25 protein-coding genes and 1 tRNA gene are annotated in these 24,861 nt (G+C 38.5%); 20 read left to right on the top strand and 6 right to left on the bottom strand.

Going from position 1 to position 24,861, the window contains the following annotated elements; genetic code table 11:
- Positions 1-2: 2 nt before the first annotated feature.
- From gspI to BM088_RS19230, 7 genes are read left to right on the top strand one after another with little or no spacing between them, the layout of a single operon-like run.
- Positions 3-377, top strand: coding sequence for a type II secretion system minor pseudopilin GspI (gene gspI, locus BM088_RS19260; protein ID WP_091988552.1), 375 nt, complete (start codon positions 3-5; stop codon positions 375-377).
- On the top strand, positions 374-1,018 hold the full coding sequence (gene gspJ / locus BM088_RS19255; protein ID WP_281247177.1) for a type II secretion system minor pseudopilin GspJ: 645 nt from the start codon (positions 374-376) through the stop codon (positions 1,016-1,018). Before gspI ends, gspJ begins: the two co-directional genes overlap by 4 nt.
- Complete coding sequence (gspK, locus tag BM088_RS19250) at positions 1,008-1,994, top strand: type II secretion system minor pseudopilin GspK (RefSeq protein ID WP_091988485.1); 987 nt, start codon at positions 1,008-1,010, stop codon at positions 1,992-1,994. Before gspJ ends, gspK begins: the two co-directional genes overlap by 11 nt.
- Positions 1,991-3,214: a type II secretion system protein GspL gene (gspL, locus tag BM088_RS19245; protein ID WP_091988482.1), complete on the top strand. Its 1,224-nt coding sequence runs from the start codon at positions 1,991-1,993 to the stop codon at positions 3,212-3,214. Before gspK ends, gspL begins: the two co-directional genes overlap by 4 nt.
- 16 nt (positions 3,215-3,230) lie before the next feature.
- The gene (gspM, locus tag BM088_RS19240) at positions 3,231-3,701 is read left to right on the top strand and encodes a type II secretion system protein GspM (protein WP_091988480.1); all 471 of its coding nucleotides are present in this window, start codon (positions 3,231-3,233) and stop codon (positions 3,699-3,701) included.
- A gap of 5 nt (positions 3,702-3,706) precedes the next feature.
- Entirely contained in the window at positions 3,707-4,477 is a 771-nt protein-coding gene (locus tag BM088_RS19235; RefSeq protein ID WP_091988477.1) for a type II secretion system protein N, read from the top strand.
- On the top strand, positions 4,461-5,093 hold the full coding sequence (locus tag BM088_RS19230) for a UPF0149 family protein (protein WP_091988475.1): 633 nt from the start codon (positions 4,461-4,463) through the stop codon (positions 5,091-5,093). The genes BM088_RS19235 and BM088_RS19230 overlap by 17 nt, the downstream gene beginning before the upstream one ends.
- A gap of 59 nt (positions 5,094-5,152) precedes the next feature.
- Here BM088_RS19230 and BM088_RS19225 read toward each other — a convergent pair whose 3' ends face one another.
- From BM088_RS19225 to BM088_RS27935, 4 genes are all read right to left on the bottom strand, one after another.
- Entirely contained in the window at positions 5,153-5,572 is a 420-nt protein-coding gene (locus tag BM088_RS19225; protein WP_091988472.1) for a YybH family protein, read from the bottom strand.
- 88 nt (positions 5,573-5,660) lie between these two features.
- A complete protein-coding gene (locus BM088_RS19220) occupies positions 5,661-5,954 on the bottom strand; it encodes an ArsR/SmtB family transcription factor (RefSeq protein ID WP_091988469.1) in 294 nt (97 codons plus the stop codon).
- A gap of 123 nt (positions 5,955-6,077) precedes the next feature.
- Positions 6,078-7,007, bottom strand: a complete 930-nt coding sequence (locus BM088_RS19215; RefSeq protein ID WP_091988466.1) for an extracellular catalytic domain type 1 short-chain-length polyhydroxyalkanoate depolymerase — start codon at positions 7,005-7,007, stop codon at positions 6,078-6,080.
- Positions 7,004-7,132, bottom strand: a complete 129-nt coding sequence (locus tag BM088_RS27935; RefSeq protein ID WP_281247176.1) for a hypothetical protein — start codon at positions 7,130-7,132, stop codon at positions 7,004-7,006. Before BM088_RS27935 ends, BM088_RS19215 begins: the two co-directional genes overlap by 4 nt.
- A 33-nt stretch (positions 7,133-7,165) precedes the next feature.
- Between BM088_RS27935 and BM088_RS19210 the strand changes: the two genes are divergently transcribed.
- From BM088_RS19210 to nusG, 3 genes are all read left to right on the top strand, one after another.
- A tRNA-Trp gene (locus BM088_RS19210) sits at positions 7,166-7,242 on the top strand.
- 118 nt (positions 7,243-7,360) lie between these two features.
- On the top strand, positions 7,361-7,738 hold the full coding sequence (secE, locus tag BM088_RS19205; protein ID WP_091988463.1) for a preprotein translocase subunit SecE: 378 nt from the start codon (positions 7,361-7,363) through the stop codon (positions 7,736-7,738).
- Positions 7,739-7,742: 4 nt separating this feature from the next.
- Positions 7,743-8,300: a transcription termination/antitermination protein NusG gene (gene nusG, locus BM088_RS19200; RefSeq protein ID WP_091988460.1), complete on the top strand. Its 558-nt coding sequence runs from the start codon at positions 7,743-7,745 to the stop codon at positions 8,298-8,300.
- Between the two features lie 72 nt (positions 8,301-8,372).
- Here the strand turns inward: nusG and BM088_RS19195 are convergent, their stop codons facing one another.
- Together BM088_RS19195 and BM088_RS19190 are read right to left on the bottom strand one after the other, a co-directional pair.
- Positions 8,373-8,561: a hypothetical protein gene (locus BM088_RS19195; RefSeq protein WP_091988457.1), complete on the bottom strand. Its 189-nt coding sequence runs from the start codon at positions 8,559-8,561 to the stop codon at positions 8,373-8,375.
- 223 nt (positions 8,562-8,784) lie between these two features.
- A complete protein-coding gene (locus BM088_RS19190; protein ID WP_091988454.1) occupies positions 8,785-9,384 on the bottom strand; it encodes a hypothetical protein in 600 nt (199 codons plus the stop codon).
- A 264-nt stretch (positions 9,385-9,648) separates the two neighbouring features.
- On the opposite strand from BM088_RS19190, the gene rplK reads away from it, so the two are divergent.
- The 10 genes from rplK to BM088_RS19140 all read left to right on the top strand — a co-directional run.
- The gene (gene rplK, locus BM088_RS19185; protein WP_091988451.1) at positions 9,649-10,077 is read left to right on the top strand and encodes a 50S ribosomal protein L11; all 429 of its coding nucleotides are present in this window, start codon (positions 9,649-9,651) and stop codon (positions 10,075-10,077) included.
- 4 nt (positions 10,078-10,081) lie between these two features.
- Positions 10,082-10,786 (top strand): 50S ribosomal protein L1, encoded by a 705-nt coding sequence (gene rplA / locus BM088_RS19180; RefSeq protein ID WP_091988448.1) that lies wholly within the window; start codon positions 10,082-10,084, stop codon positions 10,784-10,786.
- A gap of 353 nt (positions 10,787-11,139) precedes the next feature.
- The gene (gene rplJ, locus BM088_RS19175) at positions 11,140-11,634 is read left to right on the top strand and encodes a 50S ribosomal protein L10 (RefSeq protein WP_091988445.1); all 495 of its coding nucleotides are present in this window, start codon (positions 11,140-11,142) and stop codon (positions 11,632-11,634) included.
- A 102-nt stretch (positions 11,635-11,736) separates the two neighbouring features.
- A complete protein-coding gene (rplL, locus tag BM088_RS19170) occupies positions 11,737-12,099 on the top strand; it encodes a 50S ribosomal protein L7/L12 (RefSeq protein ID WP_091988442.1) in 363 nt (120 codons plus the stop codon).
- A 245-nt stretch (positions 12,100-12,344) separates the two neighbouring features.
- Positions 12,345-16,370, top strand: coding sequence for a DNA-directed RNA polymerase subunit beta (gene rpoB / locus BM088_RS19165; RefSeq protein ID WP_091988439.1), 4,026 nt, complete (start codon positions 12,345-12,347; stop codon positions 16,368-16,370).
- A gap of 118 nt (positions 16,371-16,488) precedes the next feature.
- Entirely contained in the window at positions 16,489-20,664 is a 4,176-nt protein-coding gene (gene rpoC / locus BM088_RS19160) for a DNA-directed RNA polymerase subunit beta' (protein ID WP_091988436.1), read from the top strand.
- 226 nt (positions 20,665-20,890) lie between these two features.
- The gene (gene rpsL, locus BM088_RS19155; RefSeq protein WP_042150078.1) at positions 20,891-21,265 is read left to right on the top strand and encodes a 30S ribosomal protein S12; all 375 of its coding nucleotides are present in this window, start codon (positions 20,891-20,893) and stop codon (positions 21,263-21,265) included.
- 94 nt (positions 21,266-21,359) lie between these two features.
- Positions 21,360-21,830 carry a 30S ribosomal protein S7 gene (rpsG, locus tag BM088_RS19150; protein WP_091988433.1) on the top strand — a complete coding sequence of 157 codons (471 nt, stop codon included), beginning with the start codon at positions 21,360-21,362 and terminating at the stop codon, positions 21,828-21,830.
- A gap of 81 nt (positions 21,831-21,911) precedes the next feature.
- Positions 21,912-24,032, top strand: coding sequence for an elongation factor G (gene fusA / locus BM088_RS19145; protein WP_091988430.1), 2,121 nt, complete (start codon positions 21,912-21,914; stop codon positions 24,030-24,032).
- A gap of 72 nt (positions 24,033-24,104) precedes the next feature.
- The coding region (locus tag BM088_RS19140) for an elongation factor Tu (protein ID WP_143085118.1) at positions 24,105-24,861 on the top strand (757 nt) is incomplete at its 3' end.

Genomic DNA, 24,861 nt, shown 5'->3' with positions numbered 1-24,861 from the left:
ATATGAAGCAATATTTGGGTTTCACCTTATTAGAAGTTATGGTTGCTTTAAGCATATGCGCTATGGCTGGTATCGCTGCCATGCAGGTTGCTGGGCAGCATATAAACCACCTTTCGATAGTTGAGCAGCAAGCATACGCATCTTGGGTTGCTGAAAATCAATTAGCTGAATTACATTTGACTGATAAGTGGCCACCAAAAAACAATAAAAAAGGTAATGAAGAACAAGCTGGACATAAGTGGTATTGGCAGCAGAAAGTTGTTAAAACAGAAACTGCAGATTTTTATCAAGTGACATTAGTGGTCTATGAAAGTCAAAAATACCAAGAAGCTGTCTATGAGTTAAATACATATGTAACAAAGAGCAATACGAAGTGAGTATAACTTTAAAATCACACTCAAATCAGCAAACGGGTTTTACCTTATTAGAGGTGATGGTTGCTTTAGGGATTTTGGGTTTTATTGTGGTTGCAAGTCATCAAATACTCAATACAGCAATTCGTACCAATGAAACATCAGAAGAAACTATAGCAGAACTCAATGAATTGCAAACAGCGTTTCGTTTAATGGATCAAGATTTCAGTCAAATGGTACAAAGGATGGGGCGTAACGAAGCCGGAGACCGCGTTGAGCAGTATTTAATCTCTGGTCGGTATTTAATGGAAAGCCAATATGATGGCATTGCATTTATAAGAGATGGTTGGCGTAATCCGGCGAGCTTATTACCACGTAGTGAACTTCAAGCCATTGCCTATAGAGTCGTTGACGATAATTTAGAGCGAGTTTATAAAGTTTTTGTTGATAGTTTAGATGATACGCAACCACGCAAACATATTTTACTTAAAAATGTTGAAGAACTTATTTTTAAGTATCGTGGTTCAAAAGATAAATGGCTTGATAAATGGTCACAAAAATCATTACCACGCGCAATATCGATTGAAATGAAATTAAAAGATATGGAACCAATCACACGTGTTTTTTTAGTGCCTGGTGCTGGAGATGTTCGTGATGAGAAATAAAAACTCAGGTGCAGCTCTGATCATTGTCTTATTTGTTGTTGCATTGGCAGCAACACTTGCCGTTGAAATGAGCTCTCGTATGATGGTTTTAGTTAACAAAAATAGCATGTTGCAAGAGCATCAACAGGCAAAATGGTATGCTTATGCTGGCGAAGCGCTTGCTAAACAAGCATTAAAACAAAGTAAAAAAGAAAATAAAAATGTTGTACATTTAAAGCAGGCATGGGCACAGGAGGAGGCTACCTTTCCTGTAGAAGGTGGTACGATTAGTGGAAAAATTTCAGATTTACAAGCATGTTTAAATTTAAATGCTTTTAGAGCAAAGCCAGCAGCTAATCAAACGAGCAAGTTGCCAGAGATCCATGGTGTATTTCTTAAATTATTAGAAAAATTAGATGAGATAGACAGCTTACCGATAGAGAATACGCAAGAAGAATTAGCTGATAGCTTGCTAGATTGGATTGATGAGGATGATAGTCGTCGACCTGAAGGTGCGGAAGAAGATGAGTATTTATCTAGAGAAGTACCATATTTAACGGCCAATCATTTTTTAGCTTCAACTTCAGAATTACGTACAATCAAAGGTTTTAATCCTTTAGTTGTTGAAAGGTTATTGCCGTATATTTGCATTATTCCAAACTCAGATTTGTTTGAAATAAATGTAAATACAATTACATCAGAGCAGGTGACATTACTTGCTGCATTATTAGATACAGATAATAGCATTGCAGAAGAAATCATAAGTGCCAGAGAACCTGAAGGCTGGAGTGACATTGAACAGTTTAAATCTGATGCAAATGAAAAGTTAACACAAAAAATTGATCAAAAAAATAAACAATATGTGGTAAATAGTGAGTATTTTCAATTAATTGCTAATACAACTTTTGCTGAAAGCCGATTTAGAATGACATCAGTAATGAAAATAAAAGATAACAAAGTCAGCATACTGGCGCGTAAATTTGGAGGCGTAGAGTGAGCGAGACATTAATTATACGTTTAGGCCACAGCCAAGAAGATAAATTACACTGGTTAATATATTCAAATTCTGAGCATGAAATTATCGCCAGTGGCGAATTAAATGATGCAAATGAATTAAATATTTTGACTGAAAAGGTTGCAGGGCGTCAGCTTGTTGCTTTATTACCTGCTGCTGATGTGCAGTTGAAAAAAGTAACTTTGCCAGCTAAGTGGAATCGAAAACTACAACAGGCTTTACCTTTTATTATAGAAGATGATTTAGCCTGTGATCTTGATGAACTATTTATTGCTATTGATGAGCCGTTTGAAGAAGTAGTTGAATCAGAAGTAAAGCATGGTATTCAGGTCGCTATTTTAAATAAAAAATGGTTTGAAACTTGGCTAGATTGTTTAGCCAAATTTGAACTTATGCCTGAAAAAGTACTACCAGATGCTTTATTGTTACCACTAGAAGATGAAAAAGCATCGGCTATTTGTTTAGGTCAAGATTGGCTTATTAAAACAAATGATTGGCATATCGCTCAAGTGGAACCAGATTGGTTAGCTCCTTATTTTACAGCTGCTAAAATTGAGACCTTGCGGCATTTTAGTCCAAGTGAGGGCTTAATTGAGTTTTCGAATATTAAATTGGAAAGCGATGAAGCTAATTTCGACTTACCTCTGGCTATCTTTGCTAAGCAATTAAAAAATAGTCGTTTTAACTTACTTCAAGGCGATTATCAGGTAAAAAAACAAACCCGTATTATTAGGCCTGTATGGCGTGCACCGGCTATAGCTGCTGGGATTGCACTGTTTATGACGCTTGGTTTGAAAGGTTTTCAGGTATATCAACTTGATAAGCAACTTGTTGTTGCAAAACAAAATGTTATTTCTCAATATAAATCAGCCTTCCCGGGTACTAGAGTAAGACCTCATTTGATTAAAAATCAATTGAGAAATCGTTTAAAACAAATTGAAGGCGGCAGTGATGCTGGATTTTTAAATTTGATGAATGACTTAGTTGTTGTATTTAAACAAGTAGAAAGCTTTGAACCTGAATCTCTCCGTTATGATAATAAAAGAAAAGAAGTCAGAGTCAGAGCAAGAGGTAAGGACTTTCAGACTTTTGGTAAAGTTAAATCAATTTTAGAAAAGCAGGGTTTAGAAGTATCTCAAGGTTCATTAAACAATGACGGTGATAATGTTGTTGGTGAAGTTAAAGTGAGACGTCAGTCATGAACCAGGAGAAAAAACAATGAAAGCTGTTTTAGAATATTGGCATTCACTTAAAGAACAAGAACAAAAATTACTCATGTTTGGCGGTGGTATATTTGTTATTTTTATTTTTGTTATGGGGGTTTGGCGACCTTTAAATCAAGCAATTGAATCTTCGTCTAAAGATTTACAAAAACAGCAAGCTTTATCTGCTTGGATGCAAACAAGTATTGCTAAAATAAAGCAGGCAAACCCAAAAGCAAGCATAAGTTCAGGGAGTTTAAGTCAAATAGTCAACACGACTCGAAATCGTTATCAAATTACATTAAGTAAAATGCAGCCAAAAGATAATACTTTAAGACTCACCATTGAAAATGTGGAGTTCAATAAATTGGTTGAATGGTTAACGCTTTTAGTTCAAAAACATAATGTTTCAATCGAAAATATAGACATGAGCAAAGACGATAATACTGGTTATGTTAAAGTTAGCCGTTTGATTTTAGAGAAATAATAAGCATGAAAAAAATATTACTTTTAACCTCTGTATTTTTGGCAACCTTTGTATTTTTTACTGTGTCCTTTATGCCTGCAAGTGTTGCAGTTTCTGTTGCAAAACCTTATTTACCTAAACAATTGAAAATAGGAAATGTATCAGGTTCTGTTTGGGAGGGGGTTGTCACGCAAGTGATTTATAAAGATAAAAATCAGCAGCAGGTTTTCAAAAATTTGAAATGGTCAATTCAGGCAAGCTCACTTTTTTATGCCAATTTAGTTGCAGATATTAACTTTGGCAACATTCGTGAAAAGTCAGAATTATCGGGTAAAGGAAGTATTCAATTTGGTTTGTTATCAAATGAACTTATATTGAAAAATACTAATTTAAGGGCTCCTATAAATGATTTGTTATCTCAGGCTAATTTACCTCTACCTGTCAATGCAAAAGGCCGTGTAACAGTTAAAATTGAAGAATATGAATTAGGCGAGCCTTATTGTGAAGTGCTTAATGCGAATATTACAACTCAGCAATTAGAAGTTCAGGGGTTATCAGGCTGGTTTTCAATTGATGAAATTGCAGCTAAAGGTAAATGTAAGTCTGGTAATATCACATTCGCTGTTAATAAAAGTAATGACTTAGGGTTACAGTTAGATGTTGTTTTAGCAGCTAAAAATAAACTAACGGCATCAGGGTTTGTTAAACCAAGTGCAAAGATGCCTAAAGATGTGCATGATGCAGTTAAATTTTTAGGTCGTCCAGATAATCAAGGTCGTTATGCAATCAAATTATAGTCAAATGTCACTCTCAGATGCTGAGTTAAACCTTCTTTCTCAATGGCTAGATAGCGATGAAACAGCTCATGATGTAATGAGTCTAATGCAATTGAAAGGGTATTTATTTGCATTAATTTGTGCACCTTCGCCAGTCGAAGATGAACTTTGGTTAAAAGAGGCGTTAGCTGATGATTTAAGTGCTTTATCTGATGATAAACTTTTTGCGTTAATGGCGCTTTATAATGATTTAAGTACTCAAGTATTTGAAACTGGCTTTAAATTACCAAAAGCATTTATGGAAGAAAGAGACGTTAATGCTAATTTTACAGATGAAAGCGAGCTGCATTTATGGAGTAAAGGTTTTGTTAGGGGTATAGGTTATGCCGGACAATTATTAGAATGTGAAAACATAGACATAGACTTACGTTCAGCCTTTGCGATGGCAGTAACTTGCTTAAGCTACTTTGCAGACGAAACAAGCGCGCATATGCAGTCAGAGCAACAAAAGATTGATTTTGCTACTCTAAGCAGCCAAATGTTAGAAATGATGCCTGATTTTGCATCTGGCTTTGCTGAGCTTGTAGAGGCTTTAGCCGTAAGCAGTGGGTTATTTAATGATGAAGGCTGGGATTGATACAAATAAGTATTTATAGCCTTTAAAATATAGTAGGGGATTTATCCCCGAATATTTTATTAACTACTATGATCTATTACGATGCGCCATTGGTTATTTATTTTTTTCCAAAATAAAGTGTAATAACCATTTGGATTGTCAGATTTTCTTTTTAATGACCACTTTCCCAGTACAAAAGCAGTATCTTGCATAACATTCACCTCTAAAATATCAAAAGTTAATTGTCCCATGCTAGATTTGTCAGGATAAGATTTTATGTAGTTTTTTAAGGTCTCTTGCCATCCATATTTTATACCATTTTTACCAATAAACTTTAGTTGTTCGGATTGCCAATAGCCTTGCATATATTGTTTAATATCCCCATTATTCCAAGCGTTTTGCTGCATTGACATTATGCTTAAAATGTCATTTTTATCTGTTTTGGCATATGAAACTTGACTCATGATCAGTATTATTGCCAACAATATATATTTTTTCATTTGCTATTCTTATTATCTTTATTGAAATATTAATGTTCAAATTAACGAGTTTTTTGTATTTAATGCAATCAATATTTTAATGTTATTTTTATTCAGAAGCATCAATGCAGCATTCATCAGTTAAAAAATTGATAACGTCTTGCAACGCATCATATTGTGCTATGCAATATAAAGTGCGGCCATCTCTATGTTGTTTAATTAAGCCAACATTAATCAAACGAGATACATGATGAGATAAAGTAGATCCTGGGATCTTTAAAGTTTGCTGTAAGTTTCCAACGGGTAAACCTTCACTGCCTGCCTTTACTAATTGTTTAAAAATAGTCAATCGTGTTTTATGCCCTAATTCAGAAAATTTATCCGCAATTGCGTTTAATTCCATTATGCTTCCATTAGATATTGATACTTTCTATTTCAAAGAATACCATACTTCCATTTTTGTGGAATTGAATATTAAAAAATTAATAATTTTTCATACGTCATAGGTTCTTATCGATAAAATGATTTACAAACCCCAAAGTTCTGTGAGATAAATTCCTGAAGCGATAGGTGATTGCAGTACATAATCAGCTAAAACTCCTCCAGTACCTTTTAAATTAGGCTTAACAGGCATACCATGAGTTAATTGGTTTAATCGAACTAGCTGAACTTTGATTTTTCCGGATGGATCTCGCCATTGCATGGTTTGATATTGATTTTTATTTTGAACAGACTTAGTTAATTTATTGTCATATAGCTTAACCCATTGTTGAGCCATAAAAGTTGAATTGATTGGATTAACTGTTTTGTCTTTGTTGCCATACCAAATACTGACGTTTGGCCATTTTGTATCCTTATTGTGCTGGCGACTCATTAAGGCAGTGAGCTGGGCTATAGATTGTTTTGGGCCACTTTTCATGCAGGAAAGTGCTTTATCTAAAGTATTTGCACAGCCATACGGTAGACCAGCAATAATTGCTGCGTTGTTAAATAACCTTGGGTAATTATTTAGCATAACAGACACCATTGCACCCCCAGCAGATAGACCTAGAATATTAATCTGTTCAATTTGATAGTCATATTTTATTTGGTGGATCATATTATATAAAGAGAGTGATTCACCAGCGTTTTTGGTTGTGTCTTGTTCAGTAAACCAATTAAAACAATTGTTTATATTGTTAGATTTTATTTGTTGCGGAACAAGCAGTAAAAATTTTTTATTTTCAGCTAAATCTTCAAAACCGCTTTGTTTTGCGAACAACTTATTTTTTTGCGTACATCCATGTAATAATACAACCAGATTTTTACTCTTACTTTGGGGCAGATATATATCCGCTTTTAATTGCCCAGGGTTAGCTCCAAATTGTGATATTTCTTTATAAGCAGCATATCCAGATTGCGGTATAAATAAAATTGCCCCAAAAAGATTAATTAAAATAGAAATAAATAGTTTCACTTAATTTTGCTCCCTGCATTACGTAATTTATCATGTTTATTTTGATACTTTAGACTAGGAACTGACTTTTTTAATAATAATAATCCATAAAAACCAACTTGATCATCTTTTACTCTTGTTTTCACTTGCTTCCTCAGTATAATGTCAATCCACTTTGCAGGGGCGTAGTTCCAATTGGTAGAACAGCGGTCTCCAAAACCGATGGTTGGGAGTTCGAGTCTCTCCGCCCCTGCCATTTATTAGTTAGTCTAAACTTAATAGCACGTTTAAATAGCCGGTTATTAAGTTTAGATTCGAAGGAATTACCCTGCCAATGAGCAGGGTTGTTGTGTCTGTTATTAAGGTAAATAATTATGAGCACTAAAGTGGAAACCCCGTCTAGTTCGATGGATCCTATTAAGTGGATTTTAACCTTCGCTCTGCTTGGCGGCGCTGTGGTTGGAAACTACATGTTAGAAGATTTATCTGTATTAATTCGTGCAGTAGGGGTTGTTGTTGCAGTAGTAGCAGCATTGGGTATTGCATCGCAAACTCAGAAAGGACAAGATTTTATTGTTTTTTCAAAAGAAGCTAAAATTGAAGTGCGTAAAGTTGTATGGCCTACTCGCCAAGAAACAATTCACACAACAATTATCGTAATGATAGCAACTGTTGTTATGGCATTGATCCTTTGGGGTCTTGATGGTGCTTTATTTAGAATCGTTGGCTTTTTAACTGGCTTGGAGATCTGATCCTATGACGGATGAGAATAAAGAATTAAAATTTCGTTGGTATGTTGTTCAAGCTTTTTCTGGATACGAAAAACGCGTAAAGCTGACAATAGAAGAGCATATCAAACAAGAAGGCCTAGAAGACCTTTTTGAAGAAGTATTGGTACCTACGGAAGAAGTTGTTGAGATGCGTGCAGGTCAGAAACGTCGCTCTGAACGTAAGTTTTTCCCTGGTTATGTGCTTGTAAAAATGGCTATGACAGATGCAAGTTGGCATTTGGTTAAAGGCACTGAGCGTGTAATGGGTTTTATTGGTGGCACCAAAGAACGTCCAGCACCAATTAGCCAAAGAGAGGCTGACCGCATTCTAAATCGCTTAGAAGAAAATGCAGATTCACCTAAACAAGCAACCTTGTTTGAGCCAGGTGAAGTGGTTCGTGTAATTGATGGCCCATTTGCTGACTTTAACGGTGTCGTTGAAGAAGTTGATTATGATAAATGCCGCGTAAAAGTTTCGGTATTAATCTTTGGTCGTTCAACACCAGTAGAACTTGAGTTTGGCCAAGTTGAAGTAGATAAATAATAGACGTTTTATTATTGAAAAGCACAGCATTGGCTGTGCTTTTTTGATCTTGTAATTTGAATACTGATTTAATTAATGTTTTCCTAATATTGTTATATAAGCGGCTTTTTCACTCCCCCCTTTAGCATAGTACCAAAAAGTAATTTTATTGATTTCTCTTGCTTCTTCTGGCTGGTGAGTTAATCGTGATTCGCTATAACGCGCTATAAATGCAGAAATTTTTATTTCATGACGCTGCTTGTTCTTAAAGTGCACAACCATGGGTTGTATTTTTATCCTACTATTTTGGCATTTATCTGTAATTGACTAAAACTAGCGTCTTTGATGCACAGTGAAAGTGTCAAAATTTTTGTTTGTTGTAACCGTTTTGCTGCCCAAGTTTTGCCAAATGTGTGCTGTTGCAGTGTTAGAAAATATAGTTATATAACTAAGTATGAAAGTTATAGAAGTTATTCTAATAGGAACATTCATTATATCCATTAAGTTATTTAACTATTTTCCATGAGCCATCAGCTTGTAAGCATGCGGTGCCAAAGGCTTGCTCAGTGTCGCCAGAAATAGTGATAGTTTGCTGAAATTCACGACATGTTAATCCTGCATTGTTAACTCCTTCTTTAGTGGTTACAACTGAACCATTAGAAGACTCACTATGCCACTTAATTTCTTCACCGACTTTTGCTGTAGTCGCTTTTATTTGTGCAGCTTCGTGTTCTCGTTGAGTGTGTTCATTTAAATTATCTAACAATTTAATTGTAATAGATGTAAAAGAGAGCCACTTCCATGCATCATTATCGTTATGGAAATGACCATAACCAAGATATGCATGGCCATATGGACGGTAGATATGCACATTATGATAAATACGTTTTCGGGGAGTGATTACGATTACAGAGTTCTTTTTTAGCCTTGGTGAATGAGAGTTAACATTTTTCTTTCGATTATCATAATAGCTATGTTTTTTATCATGGTGGGAGTGACTTTTGTGTTTGTCATGTATTACAGTATTTTGTGCGTTGGCGTCAAAAGTTACTGCTGGGGTCAATAGAGATGCGATTACAAATATTCTTGATACCGGTACTATCATTTTTGTTCTCCTTAAATTTTATAAAAGCAGTATAGTTTTATTTGTCTGAATCAAAACTGAATATGAAAATAGGTTATTTTAATAAAAGTATATTAAATATTGATCAGTGGGAGTGATTAAACTATAATCAGCGGCCTTTTGTTATTACTCAAACTTAAGTAATTAGTTTGCTTAATAAATAAAAGTTTTTTTGAACTATGGGAAGCCGTTAGAGTACGCGTCCTCGCGCGCACAAGGCTAAGACCCACAATTGAGGTATTTATCATGGCTAAAAAAGTTGAAGCTCTAATCAAGCTACAAGTTGCAGCTGGTATGGCTAACCCTAGTCCTCCAGTTGGTCCTGCACTAGGTCAACACGGTGTTAACATCATGGAATTCTGTAAAGGCTTTAATGCTCGTACAGAGTCTTTAGAAAAAGGCGCTCCAGTTCCAGTTATCATCTCTGTATATTCAGATCGTTCTTTCACGTTCGATATGAAAACACCACCTGCTGCTTACTTACTTAAGAAAGCTGCTGGAATCAAATCTGGTTCAGGTCGTCCTAACACTGAAAAGTGTGGCACAGTAACTCGTGCGCAACTAGAAGAAATCGTAACTATCAAGCAAGCTGATTTAACAGCTGCTGATATGGACGCTGGTGTACGCACAATTGCAGGTTCTGCACGTGCAATGGGCTTGAACGTAGAGGGTTAATCAGATGGCTAAACTTACTAAACGTATGCGTAATATCCGCGAAAAAGTGGAAGTTACTAAAGAATATGATATCAATGAAGCTGTTGCACTTTTAAAAGAATTAGCGACTGCTAAATTCGAAGAAAGTGTTGATGTTGCTGTAAACCTTGGTATCGATGCACGTAAATCTGACCAAAACGTTCGTGGCGCATCTGTGCTACCACACGGTACTGGTCGTGATGTACGTGTTGCCGTATTTACTCAAGGCGCAAACGCTGAAGCTGCAAAAGAAGCTGGCGCAGAGCTTGTAGGTATGGAAGATCTTGCTGAGCAAGTGAAAAAAGGCGAAATGAACTTTGACGTTGTTGTTGCTTCTCCAGATGCAATGCGCGTTGTTGGTCAGCTTGGTCAAATCTTAGGTCCACGCGGCCTTATGCCTAACCCTAAAACTGGTACAGTAACGCCAAATGTTGCTGAAGCAGTTAAAAACGCGAAAGCGGGTCAGGTTCGTTACCGTAATGATAAGAATGGTATCATCCATACTACTATCGGTAAGGTTTCTTTTGAAGCTGAACAGCTTCAAGGTAACTTAGAAGCACTAATCGTTGCGCTTAAGAAGGCTAAGCCTGCTCAAGCTAAAGGTGTTTACTTGAAAAAAGTAACTATCTCTACGACTATGGGTGCTGGTGTAACTGTTGATCAGGGTACACTTAATACTGTTGTAGCTTAATTTTTTAAATTAACTATTGCTGTATACTTGGCGCATTATTTGAGCTATAATTCTGCGCCACTTTATTGAAGAAATGTTTTATTTAAAATAAAACTAAATTTTTCAATAAATAACAAATTCGGGTTGAAGTTTAGCTTTATTATAATTTTAAACTTCCGTCCAAGACCGTAGGCGTTAGTTATTATTCGTAATAAACAACTTAATTTCCTACGTAGATGGTGTAGAACCCCAGATAGATTTTTCCTAATCTTCTGGCTCTCGCCGTAAAAAGCACCTTAGCTTCATTTTGTTGTTAAGGATGAGTAAATCGGGATGCTTAATTTAAGTTTCCCCAAGAACCAGGAGTCACACCCATGGCCTTAAACTTTGAAGGCAAAAAAGCGATTGTTGCTGAAGTCAGCGAAGCCGCTAGTGGTGCTCTATCTGCAGTAATTGCAGATTCTCGTGGTGTACCTGTTGGCGCTATTACAGCCCTTCGTAAAGAAGCGCGTGAAGCTGGTGTATGGATGAAAGTTGTTCGTAACACTTTAGCAAAACGTGCTATCGAAGGAACTGATTTTGAGTGTCTTAACGATTCTTTAGTTGGTCCAAGCTTAGTTGCTTTTTCTAGCGAGCACCCTGGTGCTGCTGCGCGTATCTTCTCAGATTTCGCGAAGAAAAATGAAAACTTTGAGCTTAAATTGGCCGCTTTTGAAGGTAACGTTGTAGACGTTGCTATGTTGGCTACATTGCCTACATACGATGAAGCAGTTGCACGCTTAATGAGCGCTATGAAAGAAGCGTCTGCCGGTAAATTGTGTAAAACAATTGAAGCAGTACGTGTACAAAAAGAAGAGCAATCTGCTTAATCTTATAGAATTCTATAAGTTAGATTGTTTTTATTGGTGTAAAATATTTTTTTAGAACATTATTTATACTAAATAATTGTTCATATAATTAGGAAATTTGAAATGTCTGTATCTAAAGACCAAATCCTTGATGCTATTGCAGAAATGTCTGTAATGGATGTTGTTGCTCTTATCGAAGCAATGGAAGAAAAATTCGGTGTAACTGCTGCTGCTGCAATGGTTGCTGGTCCAGCTGCTGAAGCTGCTGAAGAGAAAACTGAATTTGACGTTGTAATGACTTCATTCGGTGGTAACAAAGTTGCTGCTATCAAAGCTGTTCGTGCTGCTACAGGTCTTGGCCTTAAAGAAGCAAAAGGTCTTGTTGAGTCAGCTCCAGTTGCTCTTAAAGAAGCTGTTTCTAAAGAAGAAGCTGAAGCTCTTAAGAAAGATCTTGAAGAAATCGGTGCAACAATTGAAATTAAATAATCTGGCTTTTGCTAGGTTAGCTGCCTGAATTTCAGGTACGGGCTGGTGATTATTTAATCACCAGCCTTTTTGCGCTGTAGTGTTTTGCACTCCAGCGCATTTTGCCCTCTATGATTTATACTGCTTTTTACAGTTAAAACAAAGCGTGCAAACACACAATATGTAGTAAAAAATTTGGCATTAATAGCCACTTAGTCTGTCCATTTATGGATGGTATATCAAGATTCAGCAAGCTGAGGAACCTCATGGATTACTCTTATTCTGAAAAGAAACGTATCCGTAAGGATTTTGGTAAACGACCACAGGTTATGCAAATACCTAAACTGCTAGCTATGCAGTTGGATTCGTTCGCAAAATTCTTAAAGCCAAACGCCGAAGGCGAATATGGATTGGAAGCTGCTTTCCGTTCAGTATTCCCTATCAAAAACAACTCGGGTAGTGCTGAGCTTCAATACGTAAGTTACCGTATTGGCGAGCCAGTATTTGATGTTAAAGAATGTCAAATCCGTGGTGTTACTTTTTCTGCTCCACTACGCGTAAAATTACGTTTAGTTGTAATGGATAAAGAAAATCCAGGCACAGTAAAAGACATAAAAGAACAAGAAGTATACATGGGTGAGATTCCACTCATGACAGATACGGGTACCTTTGTAATCAATGGTACAGAGCGTGTTATTGTTTCTCAGCTGCATCGTAGTCCAGGTGTGTTCTTTGATAACGATCGTGGTAAATCACACTCTTCTGGTAAAGTTTTATATAATGCACGTGTTATTCCATACCGTGGTTCATGGTTAGACTTTGAATTTGATATCAAAGATAACTTACACGTTCGTATTGACCGTCGTCGTAAATTACCGGCATCAATCATTTTACGTGCATTAGAATACTCAACAGAAGAAATTCTAGCGATGTTCTTCGAAACAACGACTTTCGAAGTTGCTAACGGTAAAGTAATGATGGACTTAGTTCCTTCTCGCTTACGTGGTGAAATCGCTACTTTTGATATTAAAGATCAAGAGGGTGAAGTGATTGCTGAAATGGGCCGTCGCATTACTGCTCGTCATATCAAAACACTAGAGAAAAAATCAGTTACACAACTTGAAGTACCACATGAGTACTTGATTGACCGTGTTATCGCTAAAAACTATGTTGATGAAGAAACTGGCGAAGTTGTTGCGGAAGCAAATGCTGAACTTACTCTAGAGCTTATGGCTGAATTAGTTAAAGCTGGCTTCACTAAAATTGATACGCTTTACATCAACGAAGTTGATAGTGGTGCGTACATGTCAGATACAGTTCGTGTTGATTCAACTACGAACCGTTTAGAAGCATTAGTTGAAATTTACCGTATGATGCGCCCAGGCGAGCCACCAACTCGTGATGCAGCCGATGCGTTATTTGAAAACTTATTCTTCAATGAAGACCGTTATGATCTATCTAAAGTAGGTCGTATGAAGTTCAACAGTCGTGTACTTCGTGACTCTGACACTGGACCTGGTACTTTAGCTAAAGAAGATATCGTTGACGTAATGAAGACATTGATCGACATTCGTAATGGTAAAGGCGAATCAGATGATATCGATCACTTAGGTAATCGTCGTATTCGTTCAGTTGGTGAAATGGCTGAAAACCAATTCCGCGTTGGTTTAGTGCGTGTAGAACGTGCTGTAAGAGAACGTTTAACATTAGGTGATCTTGATGCAATTATGCCGCAAGATTTAATCAATGCTAAACCTATTTCTGCTGCGGTTAAAGAGTTCTTTGGTTCATCGCAACTATCACAGTTCATGGATCAAAATAACCCGCTTTCGGAAGTAACACATAAGCGTCGTATTTCTGCATTAGGACCGGGTGGTTTAACCCGTGAACGCGCCGGCTTCGAAGTACGTGATGTTCACGTAACTCACTACGGTCGTGTATGTCCAATCGAAACTCCAGAGGGACCGAATATCGGTCTGATTAACTCTTTGTCGTGTTATGCACGTACAAATGATTACGGTTTCTTAGAAACGCCTTACCGTAAAGTTATTGATGGTGTCGTTACTGACGAAGTTAATTATTTATCAGCAATTGAAGAAGGTCAATTTGTGATCGCACAGGCGAGCGCAGAAATGACAGTTGATAAAGAGCTTGTTGAGGGCATGATCCCATGTCGTTTTAAAGGTGAATCAACCTTTATGGGTAAAGATGACATTCAATATATGGATGTATCTTCACAGCAGGTTATTTCAGTTGCTGCAGCACTTATCCCGTTCCTTGAACACGATGATGCTAACCGTGCATTAATGGGTTCAAACATGCAACGTCAAGCAGTACCGACGTTAAAAGCAGATAAACCTTTAGTTGGTACAGGTATCGAACGTACTATCGCTAAAGAATCTGGTGTGACTGTTGTTGCAAAACGTGGTGGTGTTGTTGATTACGCTGACTCAGGTCGTATCGTAGTTAACGTAAATGAAGAAGAGCGTATTCCTGGTGAAGCGGGCATCGACATTTACAACCTTACTAAATACACACGTTCTAACCAAAACACATGTATTAACCAAAGACCAACTTGTATGGTTGGTGAACCTGTGACTATTGGTGATGTGCTAGCAGATGGTCCTTCAACGGACTTAGGTGATTTGGCGCTTGGTCAAAACCTACGTATTGCTTTCATGCCTTGGAACGGTTACAACTTTGAGGATTCAATCCTTCTTTCAGAAAAAGTTGTAGATGAAGATCGTTTAACAACAATTCATATTCAAGAACTACAATGTATCGCGCGCGATACTAAATTAGGTCCTGAAGAAATTACAGCCGATATCCCTAATGTAGGTGAGTCAGCATTAAGCAAACTTGATGAATCAGGTATTGTTTATATAGGTGCTGAAGTTAAAGGCGGTGATATTTTAGTTGGTAAAGTAACCCCTAAAGGTGAAACACAACTAACACCTGAAGAGAAGCTTCTGCGAGCTATTTTCGGTGAGAAAGCATCTGATGTTAAAGATAGCTCTCTACGTGTATCTAACTCTATTTCAGGTACTATTATCGATGTTCAAGTTTTCACTCGTGATGGCGTTGAAAAAGATAAGCGTGCTTTAGAGATTGAAGATATGCAGCTTCGTGAAGCGAAAAAAGACTTCAATGAAGAATTTAGAATCCTTGAAGAAGGTGTTCTAAGCCGTGCACGTACATTATTAATTAGTAATGGTATTGATGCCGATAAAGTTGCAACTTTGACCGGTGAGAAGTTACTGACTCAAAGTCTAGCTGATGAAAGTGCACAAGCTGAGCTTGAGCAATTAGCTGAGCAATATGATGAACTTAAAGCTGATTACGATAAACGTTTTGAAATTAAACGTCGTAAAATCACTCAAGGTGATGATTTAGCACCAGGTGTTCTTAAGATTGTTAAAATCTACCTAGCTGTTAAACGTACTATCCAACCTGGTGATAAAATGGCTGGTCGTCACGGAAACAAAGGTGTTATTTCAACAATCGTTCCTGTTGAAGATATGCCATATGATGAAAAAGGTCGTACGGTAGACATCGTATTGAATCCGCTAGGTGTACCATCGCGTATGAATATCGGTCAGATCTTAGAAGTACATATGGGTCTAGCTGCACGTGGTATCGGAGAGCGTATTGAAGATATGCTTAAAGAACAGCGTGAAGTACATGAGCTTCGTAACTTTATCAAGCAAGCATACGATCTTGGCGAATCTCGTCAAAATGTAGATATTGCAAGCTTTACAGATGATGAAGTACGTCGTCTTGCTGCAAATCTTAAAGGTGGTCTACCAATTGCGACTCCTGCATTTGATGGTGCAGTAGAAGACGAAATTAAAGACATGCTTGAACTAGGTGGTTACCCTCGAAGTGGTCAGGTTACTTTATATGATGGTCGTACAGGTGATGCATTTGAGCGTCAGGTAACTGTTGGCTACATGTATATGCTTAAACTAAATCACTTAGTTGATGACAAAATGCATGCGCGTTCAACTGGTTCATATAGCCTTGTAACTCAGCAACCACTGGGTGGTAAAGCTCAGTTTGGTGGTCAGCGTTTCGGTGAGATGGAAGTATGGGCATTAGAAGCATATGGTGCTGCTTATACCCTACAAGAAATGCTTACTGTTAAGTCTGATGATGTTAACGGCCGTACTAAGATGTACAAAAATATCGTAGACGGAAACCACAAGATGGAACCTGGTATGCCGGAATCATTCAACGTATTGTTGAAAGAGATCCGCTCATTAGGTATCAATATCGAGTTGGAAGAAGAGTAAGCGAACTAGCTAATTTCACTTGAGTGAAATTAGCAACTCGCATGGCAAGCATAACTGGGTTGTTTATTAAAATTTTAATTAATAACCCACACTATTAACTTCCGACAGGAGAGCTAAAGTGAAAGATTTACTTAAGTTTCTGAAGCAACAGAATAAGACCGAAGAATTTGATGCAATACGCATTGGTCTTGCTTCACCCGATATGGTGCGTTCTTGGTCATTTGGTGAAGTAAAAAAACCAGAGACTATTAACTACCGTACTTTTAAGCCTGAACGTGATGGTCTATTCTGTGCACGTATTTTTGGCCCAGTAAAAGATTATGAATGTTTATGTGGTAAATATAAACGTCTTAAGCACCGTGGTGTAATTTGTGAAAAATGTGGCGTTGAAGTTACATTAACTAAAGTTCGTCGTGACCGTATGGGTCATATCGAATTAGCAAGCCCAGTTGCACATATTTGGTTCCTTAAATCATTACCTTCTCGTATTGGTTTAATGCTTGATATGACACTTCGTGATATCGAACGTGTACTTTATTTTGAATCTTTTGTTGTTACCGAACCTGGTATGACAACATTAGAGCGTGGCCAACTTTTAGGTGAAGAAGAATATCTTGATTCACTAGAAGAGCATGGCGACGAGTTCGAAGCTAAAATGGGTGCAGAAGCTGTACTTGATTTACTTCGCGAATTAGATTTAGCGCAGTTAATCGCAGAAATGCGTGAAGAGTTACCAACAATTAACTCTGAAACTAAGCGTAAAAAAATCACTAAACGTCTTAAATTAATGGAATCTTTCCACCAATCAGGTAATAACCCTGAGTGGATGATCATGACAGTATTACCAATTCTGCCACCTGATTTACGTCCATTAGTACCACTAGATGGTGGTCGTTTTGCGACTTCAGATCTAAATGATTTATACCGTCGCGTAATTAACCGTAATAATCGTCTTAAACGTCTTCTTGAGCTGGCAGCGCCAGATATCATAGTACGCAACGAAAAGCGTATGTTACAAGAAGCGGTTGATGCATTATTAGATAATGGTCGTCGTGGTCGCGCTATTACGGGTTCTAACAAACGTCCTTTGAAATCTCTTGCTGACATGATTAAAGGTAAGCAAGGTCGTTTCCGTCAAAACTTACTTGGTAAGCGTGTTGACTATTCAGGCCGTTCTGTAATCACCGTAGGTCCAACTTTAAGACTACATCAATGTGGTTTACCTAAGAAAATGGCACTTGAGTTGTTCAAGCCGTTTATCTACGGTAAGTTAGAACTTAAAGGTATGGCAACAACTATCAAAGCTGCTAAGAAGATGGTTGAGCGTGAAGTATCTGAAGTATGGGATATCTTAGATGAAGTTATCCGCGAACATCCGGTACTGTTAAACCGTGCACCAACACTTCACAGATTAGGTATCCAAGCGTTTGAGCCGGTACTAATCGAAGGTAAAGCGATTCAATTACACCCATTGGTATGTGCGGCATACAATGCCGATTTCGATGGTGACCAAATGGCGGTACACGTACCGTTAACAATTGAAGCGCAGCTTGAAGCGCGTGCACTTATGATGTCAACAAATAATATCTTATCACCAGCAAATGGTGAGCCTATCATCGTTCCTTCACAGGATGTTGTATTAGGTCTTTATTACATGACACGTGATTGCATTAACGCTAAAGGTGAAGGTGCAGTACTTAAAAGTGCTAAAGAAGCAGAAAAAGGTTACCGTGCAGGCGTATTTGATTTACATGCAATTGTAAAAGTGCGTATGACTGAAACTGAAATTGATGAAGATGGTAACCGTACTGAAGTGACTAAAATTGTAGAAACTACAGTTGGTCGTGCGATTCTTTCATTGGTATTGCCAAAAGGTTTACCTTTCTTCTTAATCAATAACCCTATGGGTAAAAAGCAGATTTCTCACTTGCTTAATGAGTGTTATCGTCGTTTAGGTCTTAAAGATACCGTTATCTTTGCCGATCAAATTATGTACACAGGTTTTCATTATGCAATGAAGTCTGGTGTTTCTATCGGTATTGACGATTTAGAAATTCCACCAACTAAGCCTGAAATCATTGGTGCAGCTGAAGCTGAAGTTAATGAGATCAATCAACAATTCCAATCAGGTCTTGTTACCGCTGGTGAAAAATACAATAAAGTTATCGATATTTGGTCTCGTGTAAATGAAAATTTATCACGTGCTATGATGGATAACTTATCAAAAGATGACGTAGTTACTGCTAAAGGTGAAACTGTTCAACAGGATTCATTTAACTCAGTATTTATGATGGCTGATTCTGGTGCTCGTGGTAGTGCAGCTCAAATCCGTCAGTTATCTGGTATGCGTGGCCTGATGGCACGTCCAGATGGCTCTATCATCGAAACACCAATTACAGCAAACTTCCGTGAAGGTTTGAACGTACTACAGTACTTCATCTCTACGCATGGTGCGCGTAAAGGTTTGGCCGATACGGCACTTAAAACAGCTAACTCGGGTTATTTAACACGTCGTCTGGTTGATGTTGCACAAGATTTGGTTATCAATGATAAAGATTGTGAGACATTAGATGGTCTAACAATGAAGCCATTAATTGAAGGTGGTGATGTTGTTGAACCATTACGCGAACGTGTATTAGGTCGTGTTGTTGCAGAAGATATCGTTAAACCTGGCACTACAGATGTTGTTTTAGTTGAACGTAATGTGATGCTAGACGAAAAACTGTGTGACATGTTAGAAGAAAATTCAGTTGATGAAGTACGTGTACGTTCAATCATCACTTGTGAAAATGACTTCGGTGTATGTGCTCAGTGTTATGGTCGTGATTTAGCACGTGGTCATTTGATTAACCAAGGTGAGTCAGTAGGTGTTATTGCTGCTCAGTCTATCGGTGAACCAGGTACACAGCTTACGATGCGTACATTCCACATCGGTGGTGCTGCATCAAGAGCATCAGCTGAAAACTCAGTGCAAGTTAAGAGCACGGGTACTATCAAGCTACATAATGCTAAATCAGTAACTAATACTGATGGTAAGCTTGTTATTACTTCACGTTCAACGGAAATCTGTGTTATCGATGATCACGGTCGTGAAAAAGAGCGTTATAAAGTACCTTACGGTGCAGTATTAGCAGTTAAAGATGCTGATGCAATCGAAGGTAATGACGTTGTTGCAACTTGGGACCCGCATAGTCACCCAATCGTTGTTGAACGTGTATCAAAAGTTACATTCAGTGACATTGATGAGTCAAACACTGAAACACAAACAGACGAGCTTACTGGTTTAACTCGTATGGTTGTAAAAGATCTTTCTAAGCTTAACGCGAAAGAGCCAAAACTTATTGTTGAAAGTGAAGAGACTGGTTTACAAGAAATCCGTTTACCTGCATTTACAACTATTGAAGTAAGTGATGGCAAAACTGTTAATCCAGGTGATGTGTTAGCTCGTATCCCGCAGGAAGGTTCAAAAACTCGTGATATCACGGGTGGTCTACCGCGCGTAGCCGATTTATTCGAAGCGCGTAAACCAAAAGAACCTGCTATCTTAGCAGAAGTAACAGGTACAATTAGTTTCGGTAAAGAAACTAAAGGTAAAAAGCGTTTAGTTATCACGCCACCAGAGGGTGATCACTACGAAGAAATGATTCCTAAATGGCGTCAACTTAACGTGTTTGAAGGTGAATCTGTGTCTAAAGGTGAAGTTATTGCCGATGGTCCTGAATCTCCTCATGATATTTTACGTCTTCGTGGCGTTACAGATGTTGCTAACTACATTGTTAACGAAGTGCAAGACGTATACCGTCTGCAAGGCGTAAAAATCAATGATAAGCACATTGAAACTATTATTCGTCAAATGATCCGTAAGTGTATTATCACTCACGGTGGTGATACTGAGTTCTTAAAAGGCGAGCAAGTTGAAGTCTCTCGCGTTAATATCTCGAATCGAGATCTTGAAGAACAAGGTAAGATACCAGCTCAGTATGAAATCCAGTTAATGGGTATCACAAAAGCATCATTGGCAACAGAATCTTTCATCTCTGCAGCATCGTTCCAGGAAACGACACGTGTTCTGACTGACGCAGCAGTAAATGGTAAGAGCGATGAGCTTCGCGGCTTGAAAGAGAACGTAATCGTGGGTCGTTTGATCCCAGCGGGTACAGGTTTCTCTTATCATCAAGAACGTATGGCTCGTCGTAAAAAGCGTAATGAACCAGCTGTTGAAGAACAGACGGTTAGTGCAGAAGATGCTGCTCAAGCATTAACTGATGCACTTAACGCGACCTTAGGTGACTAGTTTTTATGAGTCTTTTAGTTAAATTTAAGACGAAATAAAGAAAAAAGGCGGTTAATACCGCCTTTTTTACGCTAATTGTTGACAGGTTAAACTTTGCTCATTAAAATTCCGCCACCCTTATGTTGAGGTTAAAAGTTTTTGAATTAATAAATTCAAATATTTTTGATGAAACATTAGGCAGAATTTTAATTCTTTCAGCAGTCAATTAATCATTAGGAGCTATTTAATGGCAACTATCAACCAACTTGTACGTAAGCCACGTAGAAGTAAAGTTGTAAAAAGCAACTCTGCGGCGCTTAAAGCATGTCCGCAAAAACGTGGTGTTTGTACTCGTGTATATACTACTACTCCAAAGAAACCAAACTCTGCATTACGTAAAGTAGCGCGTGTTCGTTTAACGAATGGTTTCGAAGTAACATCATACATCGGTGGTGAAGGTCACAACTTGCAAGAGCATAGTGTAATCCTTATCCGTGGTGGTCGTGTTAAAGATTTACCAGGTGTGCGTTTCCACACAGTACGCGGCGCATTAGATTGTGCTGGTGTAAGTGATCGTCGTCAAGGACGTTCAAAATACGGTGCTAAACGACCTAAGGGTTAATAGTCCTCCGTTAGTAAGGCCAAACACATAATTTAATTTTTTTGTTTTGGGTATGCGACTAACAAGTCCAACCTGAATAAACCGGAGATATAAAATGCCTAGAAGACGCGTAGTAGGTCAACGTAAAATTCTTCCAGATCCTAAGTTTGGATCAGAACTTCTTGCTAAATTCGTAAATGTTGTAATGCAAGATGGTAAAAAATCAACTGCTGAAAAAATCGTATACGGTGCGTTAGACGTGGCTGCTGAGAAATCAGGTAAAGCGCATCTAGAAATCTTTGAACAAGCACTTGAAGCTATCCGTCCAACAGTAGAGGTTAAATCTCGTCGTGTTGGTGGTTCTACTTATCAAGTTCCTGTTGAAGTACGTCCAGTTCGTCGCAACGCATTAGGTATGCGTTGGTTAGTAGACGCTGCACGTAAGCGTGGCGAAAAATCTATGGGCTTACGTTTAGCTCAAGAAATCGTTGACGCTGCTGATAATAAAGGCACTGCGGTTAAGAAACGTGAAGACGTTCACCGTATGGCTGAAGCGAACAAAGCATTCGCTCACTACCGTTGGTAGTCACTGCTTAAAATTGAAATGGTCTGGCTTATTAGCCAGATCTTTCTTGTTTAAGTGGTTTAAAGTTTTAAGAGGAATAGTATGGCACGTACAACCCCAATCGAGCGCTACCGTAATATCGGTATCGTTGCACACGTAGACGCTGGTAAAACTACCACAACTGAACGTGTGCTTTTCTACACTGGTCTTTCACATAAGATTGGTGAAGTTCACGACGGTGCTGCAACGATGGACTGGATGGAGCAAGAACAAGAACGTGGTATCACGATCACTTCTGCTGCAACCACATGTTTCTGGAAAGGTATGGACGCACAGTTCCAAGACCACCGTATCAATATTATTGATACACCAGGACACGTTGACTTCACAATTGAAGTTGAGCGTTCGTTGCGTGTACTTGACGGTGCTGTAGTGGTTCTTTGCGCATCATCTGGTGTTCAGCCGCAAACTGAAACAGTTTGGCGACAAGCGAACAAATACGAAGTTCCAAGAATGATCTTCGTAAATAAGATGGACCGCGTTGGTGCTGACTTCCTTATGGTAGTCGAGCAAATAAAGAGCCGCCTAGGTGCTAATCCTGTTCCAATTCAACTTGCAATTGGCGCCGAAGAAGAATTTTCTGGCGTAATTGATTTAGTTAAAATGAAAGTCATTAATTGGTCTGAAGCAGATCAAGGCATGTCTTTTAGTTACGATGAGATACCTGCTGATTTATTAGAAGAAGCAGAGATGTATCGTGAACAATTGGTTGAAGCGGCTGCTGAGGCTACCGAAGAGCTAATGGATAAATACCTTGAAGAAGGTGAACTTTCAGAAGCTGAAATTAAAAGTGCAATACGTAAACGTACTTTAGCGAACGAAATTGTTCCTATGGTATGTGGTTCAGCTTTTAAAAATAAAGGTGTTCAAGCAGTATTAGATGCCGTTGTTGATTATTTACCATCGCCAACCGAAGTGAAGCAAATTCAAGGTGTTCTTGAGGATGATTCCGAGGCAGAGCGTCCGGCAGACGACAACGCACCGTTTTCAGCGCTTGCATTTAAAATTGCAACCGACCCATTTGTTGGCACACTCACTTTCTTTAGAGTATATTCTGGCGTAGTAAAACAAGGCGATTTCGTTTATAACCCGATAAAGGGTAAAAAAGAGCGCTTTGGTCGTATCGTACAGATGCATGCTAATAGCCGTGAAGAAATTAAAGAAGTAAGAGCGGGTGATATTGCCGCTGCGATTGGACTTAAAGAAGTCACTACAGGTGAAACTTTATGTGATCAGGATTCCGTTATTACGCTCGAGCGTATGGACTTTCCTGAGCCAGTAATTTCAATTGCAGTTGAGCCGAGAACAGTTGCAGACCAAGATAAAATGGGGATCGCACTAGGTAAACTAGCTGCTGAAGATCCATCTTTCAGAGTCCATACGGATGATGAAACTGGTCAAACAATTATCTCAGGTATGGGTGAGCTTCACCTCGATATTATCGTAGATCGCATGCAACGTGAATTTAGCGTTGAATGTAACGTGGGTAAACCTCAGGTTTCATACCGCGAATCGATTCGTAAAACTGTAGAAGTTGAAGGCAAATTTATACGTCAATCAGGCGGTAGAGGTCAATATGGTCATGTTTGGCTAAGACTTGAGCCGTTAGAGATAGACGTAAACGATGATGATGCCCCTAACTATGAATTCGTAAATGAAATCGTAGGTGGTGTTGTTCCTCGTGAATTTATACCGGCAGTAGATAAAGGTATCCAAGAACAAATGCAAAATGGTGTTCTTGCTGGTTACCCGCTACTTGGTGTTAAAGCAACCTTGTTTGATGGCTCATTCCACGATGTTGACTCCAATGAAATGGCGTTCAAAATCGCAGGTTCCATGGGTTTCAAAACGGGTGCACTAGATGCAAACCCTGCATTACTTGAACCTATGATGAAAGTTGAAGTTGTTACTCCAGAAGCCAATATGGGTGATGTTGTAGGTGACTTAAACCGCCGTCGTGGTTTGATTGAAGGTATGGACGAAGCACCTGGTGGATTAAGACAAGTGAATGCACTTGTTCCACTGGCTGAAATGTTCGGTTATGCAACCGCCCTTCGATCAGCGACACAAGGTCGAGCTTCATACTCTATGGAGTTTCTGAAGTATGCTGAGGCATCAAAAAATGTCACAGAAACAATCATGGCAGCTCGTTCTGTCAGGTAATTTTTAGTTCGGTCCGATTCATAGCTCGCAAGGCTGGATAGGACTATTATATTCTTAATAGGAATTTTTAAGATGGCAAAAGAAAAGTTTGAACGCGTAAAACCGCATGTTAACGTTGGTACAATTGGCCACGTAGATCACGGTAAAACAACTCTAACAGCAGCAATCACAAACGTACTTGCAAAAGTATACGGTGGTGAAGCTAAAGATTTCGCAGCAATCGATAATGCGCCAGAAGAAAGAGAGCGTGGTATCACGATTTCAACTTCTCACGTTGAATACGATACTCCTTCACGTCACTACGCACACGTAGATTGTCCTGGTCACGCCGATTATGTTAAAAACATGATCACTGGTGCTGCTCAAATGGATGGTGCTATCTTAGTAGTTGCTGCGACTGATGGTCCTATGCCTCAAACGCGTGAGCACATCCTTCTTTCTCGTCAAGTTGGCGTTCCTTACATCATCGTTTTCATGAACAAATGTGACATGGTTGATGATGAAGAGCTTCTTGAGCTAGTAGAAATGGAAGTTCGTGAACTTCTTTCAGAATATGATTTCCCAGGTGATGATTTACCATTAATCCAAGGTTCAGCTCTTAAAGCGCTTGAAGGCGAGAAAGAGTGGGAAGATAAAATCGTTGAGCTTGCAGAAGCACTAGATTCTTACATTCCAGAGCCAGAGCGTGATATCGATAAGCCTTTCATCATGCCTATCGAAGATGTTTTCTCAATCCAAGGCCGTGGTACAGTTGTAACAGGTCGTGTTGAAGCTGGTATCATCAACGTGAATGATTCAGTAGAAATCGTTGGTATCAAAGAAACAACTA

This window comes from Pseudoalteromonas denitrificans DSM 6059 (assembly GCF_900112265.1).
GTDB lineage: Bacteria > Pseudomonadota > Gammaproteobacteria > Enterobacterales > Alteromonadaceae > Pseudoalteromonas > Pseudoalteromonas denitrificans.
Note: the sequence above shows the minus strand (reverse complement) of the source record. Positions and strands in the feature narration are given on the sequence as shown.

Excerpts from the sequence above, each read along its gene's own strand:
- rplK (WP_091988451.1), top strand. The coding sequence starts at position 9,649 with ATGGCTAAAAAAGTTGAAGCTCTAATCAAGCTACAAGTTGCAGCTGGT.
- nusG (WP_091988460.1), top strand. The coding sequence starts at position 7,743 with ATGACGGATGAGAATAAAGAATTAAAATTTCGTTGGTATGTTGTTCAA.
- BM088_RS19220 (WP_091988469.1), bottom strand. The coding sequence starts at position 5,954 with ATGGAATTAAACGCAATTGCGGATAAATTTTCTGAATTAGGGCATAAA.
- fusA (WP_091988430.1), top strand. The coding sequence starts at position 21,912 with ATGGCACGTACAACCCCAATCGAGCGCTACCGTAATATCGGTATCGTT.
- gspK (WP_091988485.1), top strand. The coding sequence starts at position 1,008 with ATGAGAAATAAAAACTCAGGTGCAGCTCTGATCATTGTCTTATTTGTT.
- rplJ (WP_091988445.1), top strand. The coding sequence starts at position 11,140 with ATGGCCTTAAACTTTGAAGGCAAAAAAGCGATTGTTGCTGAAGTCAGC.
- gspM (WP_091988480.1), top strand. The coding sequence starts at position 3,231 with ATGAAAGCTGTTTTAGAATATTGGCATTCACTTAAAGAACAAGAACAA.
- rplL (WP_091988442.1), top strand. The coding sequence starts at position 11,737 with ATGTCTGTATCTAAAGACCAAATCCTTGATGCTATTGCAGAAATGTCT.
- BM088_RS19190 (WP_091988454.1), bottom strand. The coding sequence starts at position 9,384 with ATGATAGTACCGGTATCAAGAATATTTGTAATCGCATCTCTATTGACC.
- BM088_RS19225 (WP_091988472.1), bottom strand. The coding sequence starts at position 5,572 with ATGAAAAAATATATATTGTTGGCAATAATACTGATCATGAGTCAAGTT.
- rpsL (WP_042150078.1), top strand. The coding sequence starts at position 20,891 with ATGGCAACTATCAACCAACTTGTACGTAAGCCACGTAGAAGTAAAGTT.
- secE (WP_091988463.1), top strand. The coding sequence starts at position 7,361 with ATGAGCACTAAAGTGGAAACCCCGTCTAGTTCGATGGATCCTATTAAG.
- BM088_RS19230 (WP_091988475.1), top strand. The coding sequence starts at position 4,461 with ATGCAATCAAATTATAGTCAAATGTCACTCTCAGATGCTGAGTTAAAC.
- rplA (WP_091988448.1), top strand. The coding sequence starts at position 10,082 with ATGGCTAAACTTACTAAACGTATGCGTAATATCCGCGAAAAAGTGGAA.
- BM088_RS19195 (WP_091988457.1), bottom strand. The coding sequence starts at position 8,561 with ATGGTTGTGCACTTTAAGAACAAGCAGCGTCATGAAATAAAAATTTCT.
- BM088_RS19235 (WP_091988477.1), top strand. The coding sequence starts at position 3,707 with ATGAAAAAAATATTACTTTTAACCTCTGTATTTTTGGCAACCTTTGTA.
- rpoB (WP_091988439.1), top strand. The coding sequence starts at position 12,345 with ATGGATTACTCTTATTCTGAAAAGAAACGTATCCGTAAGGATTTTGGT.
- rpsG (WP_091988433.1), top strand. The coding sequence starts at position 21,360 with ATGCCTAGAAGACGCGTAGTAGGTCAACGTAAAATTCTTCCAGATCCT.
- gspI (WP_091988552.1), top strand. The coding sequence starts at position 3 with ATGAAGCAATATTTGGGTTTCACCTTATTAGAAGTTATGGTTGCTTTA.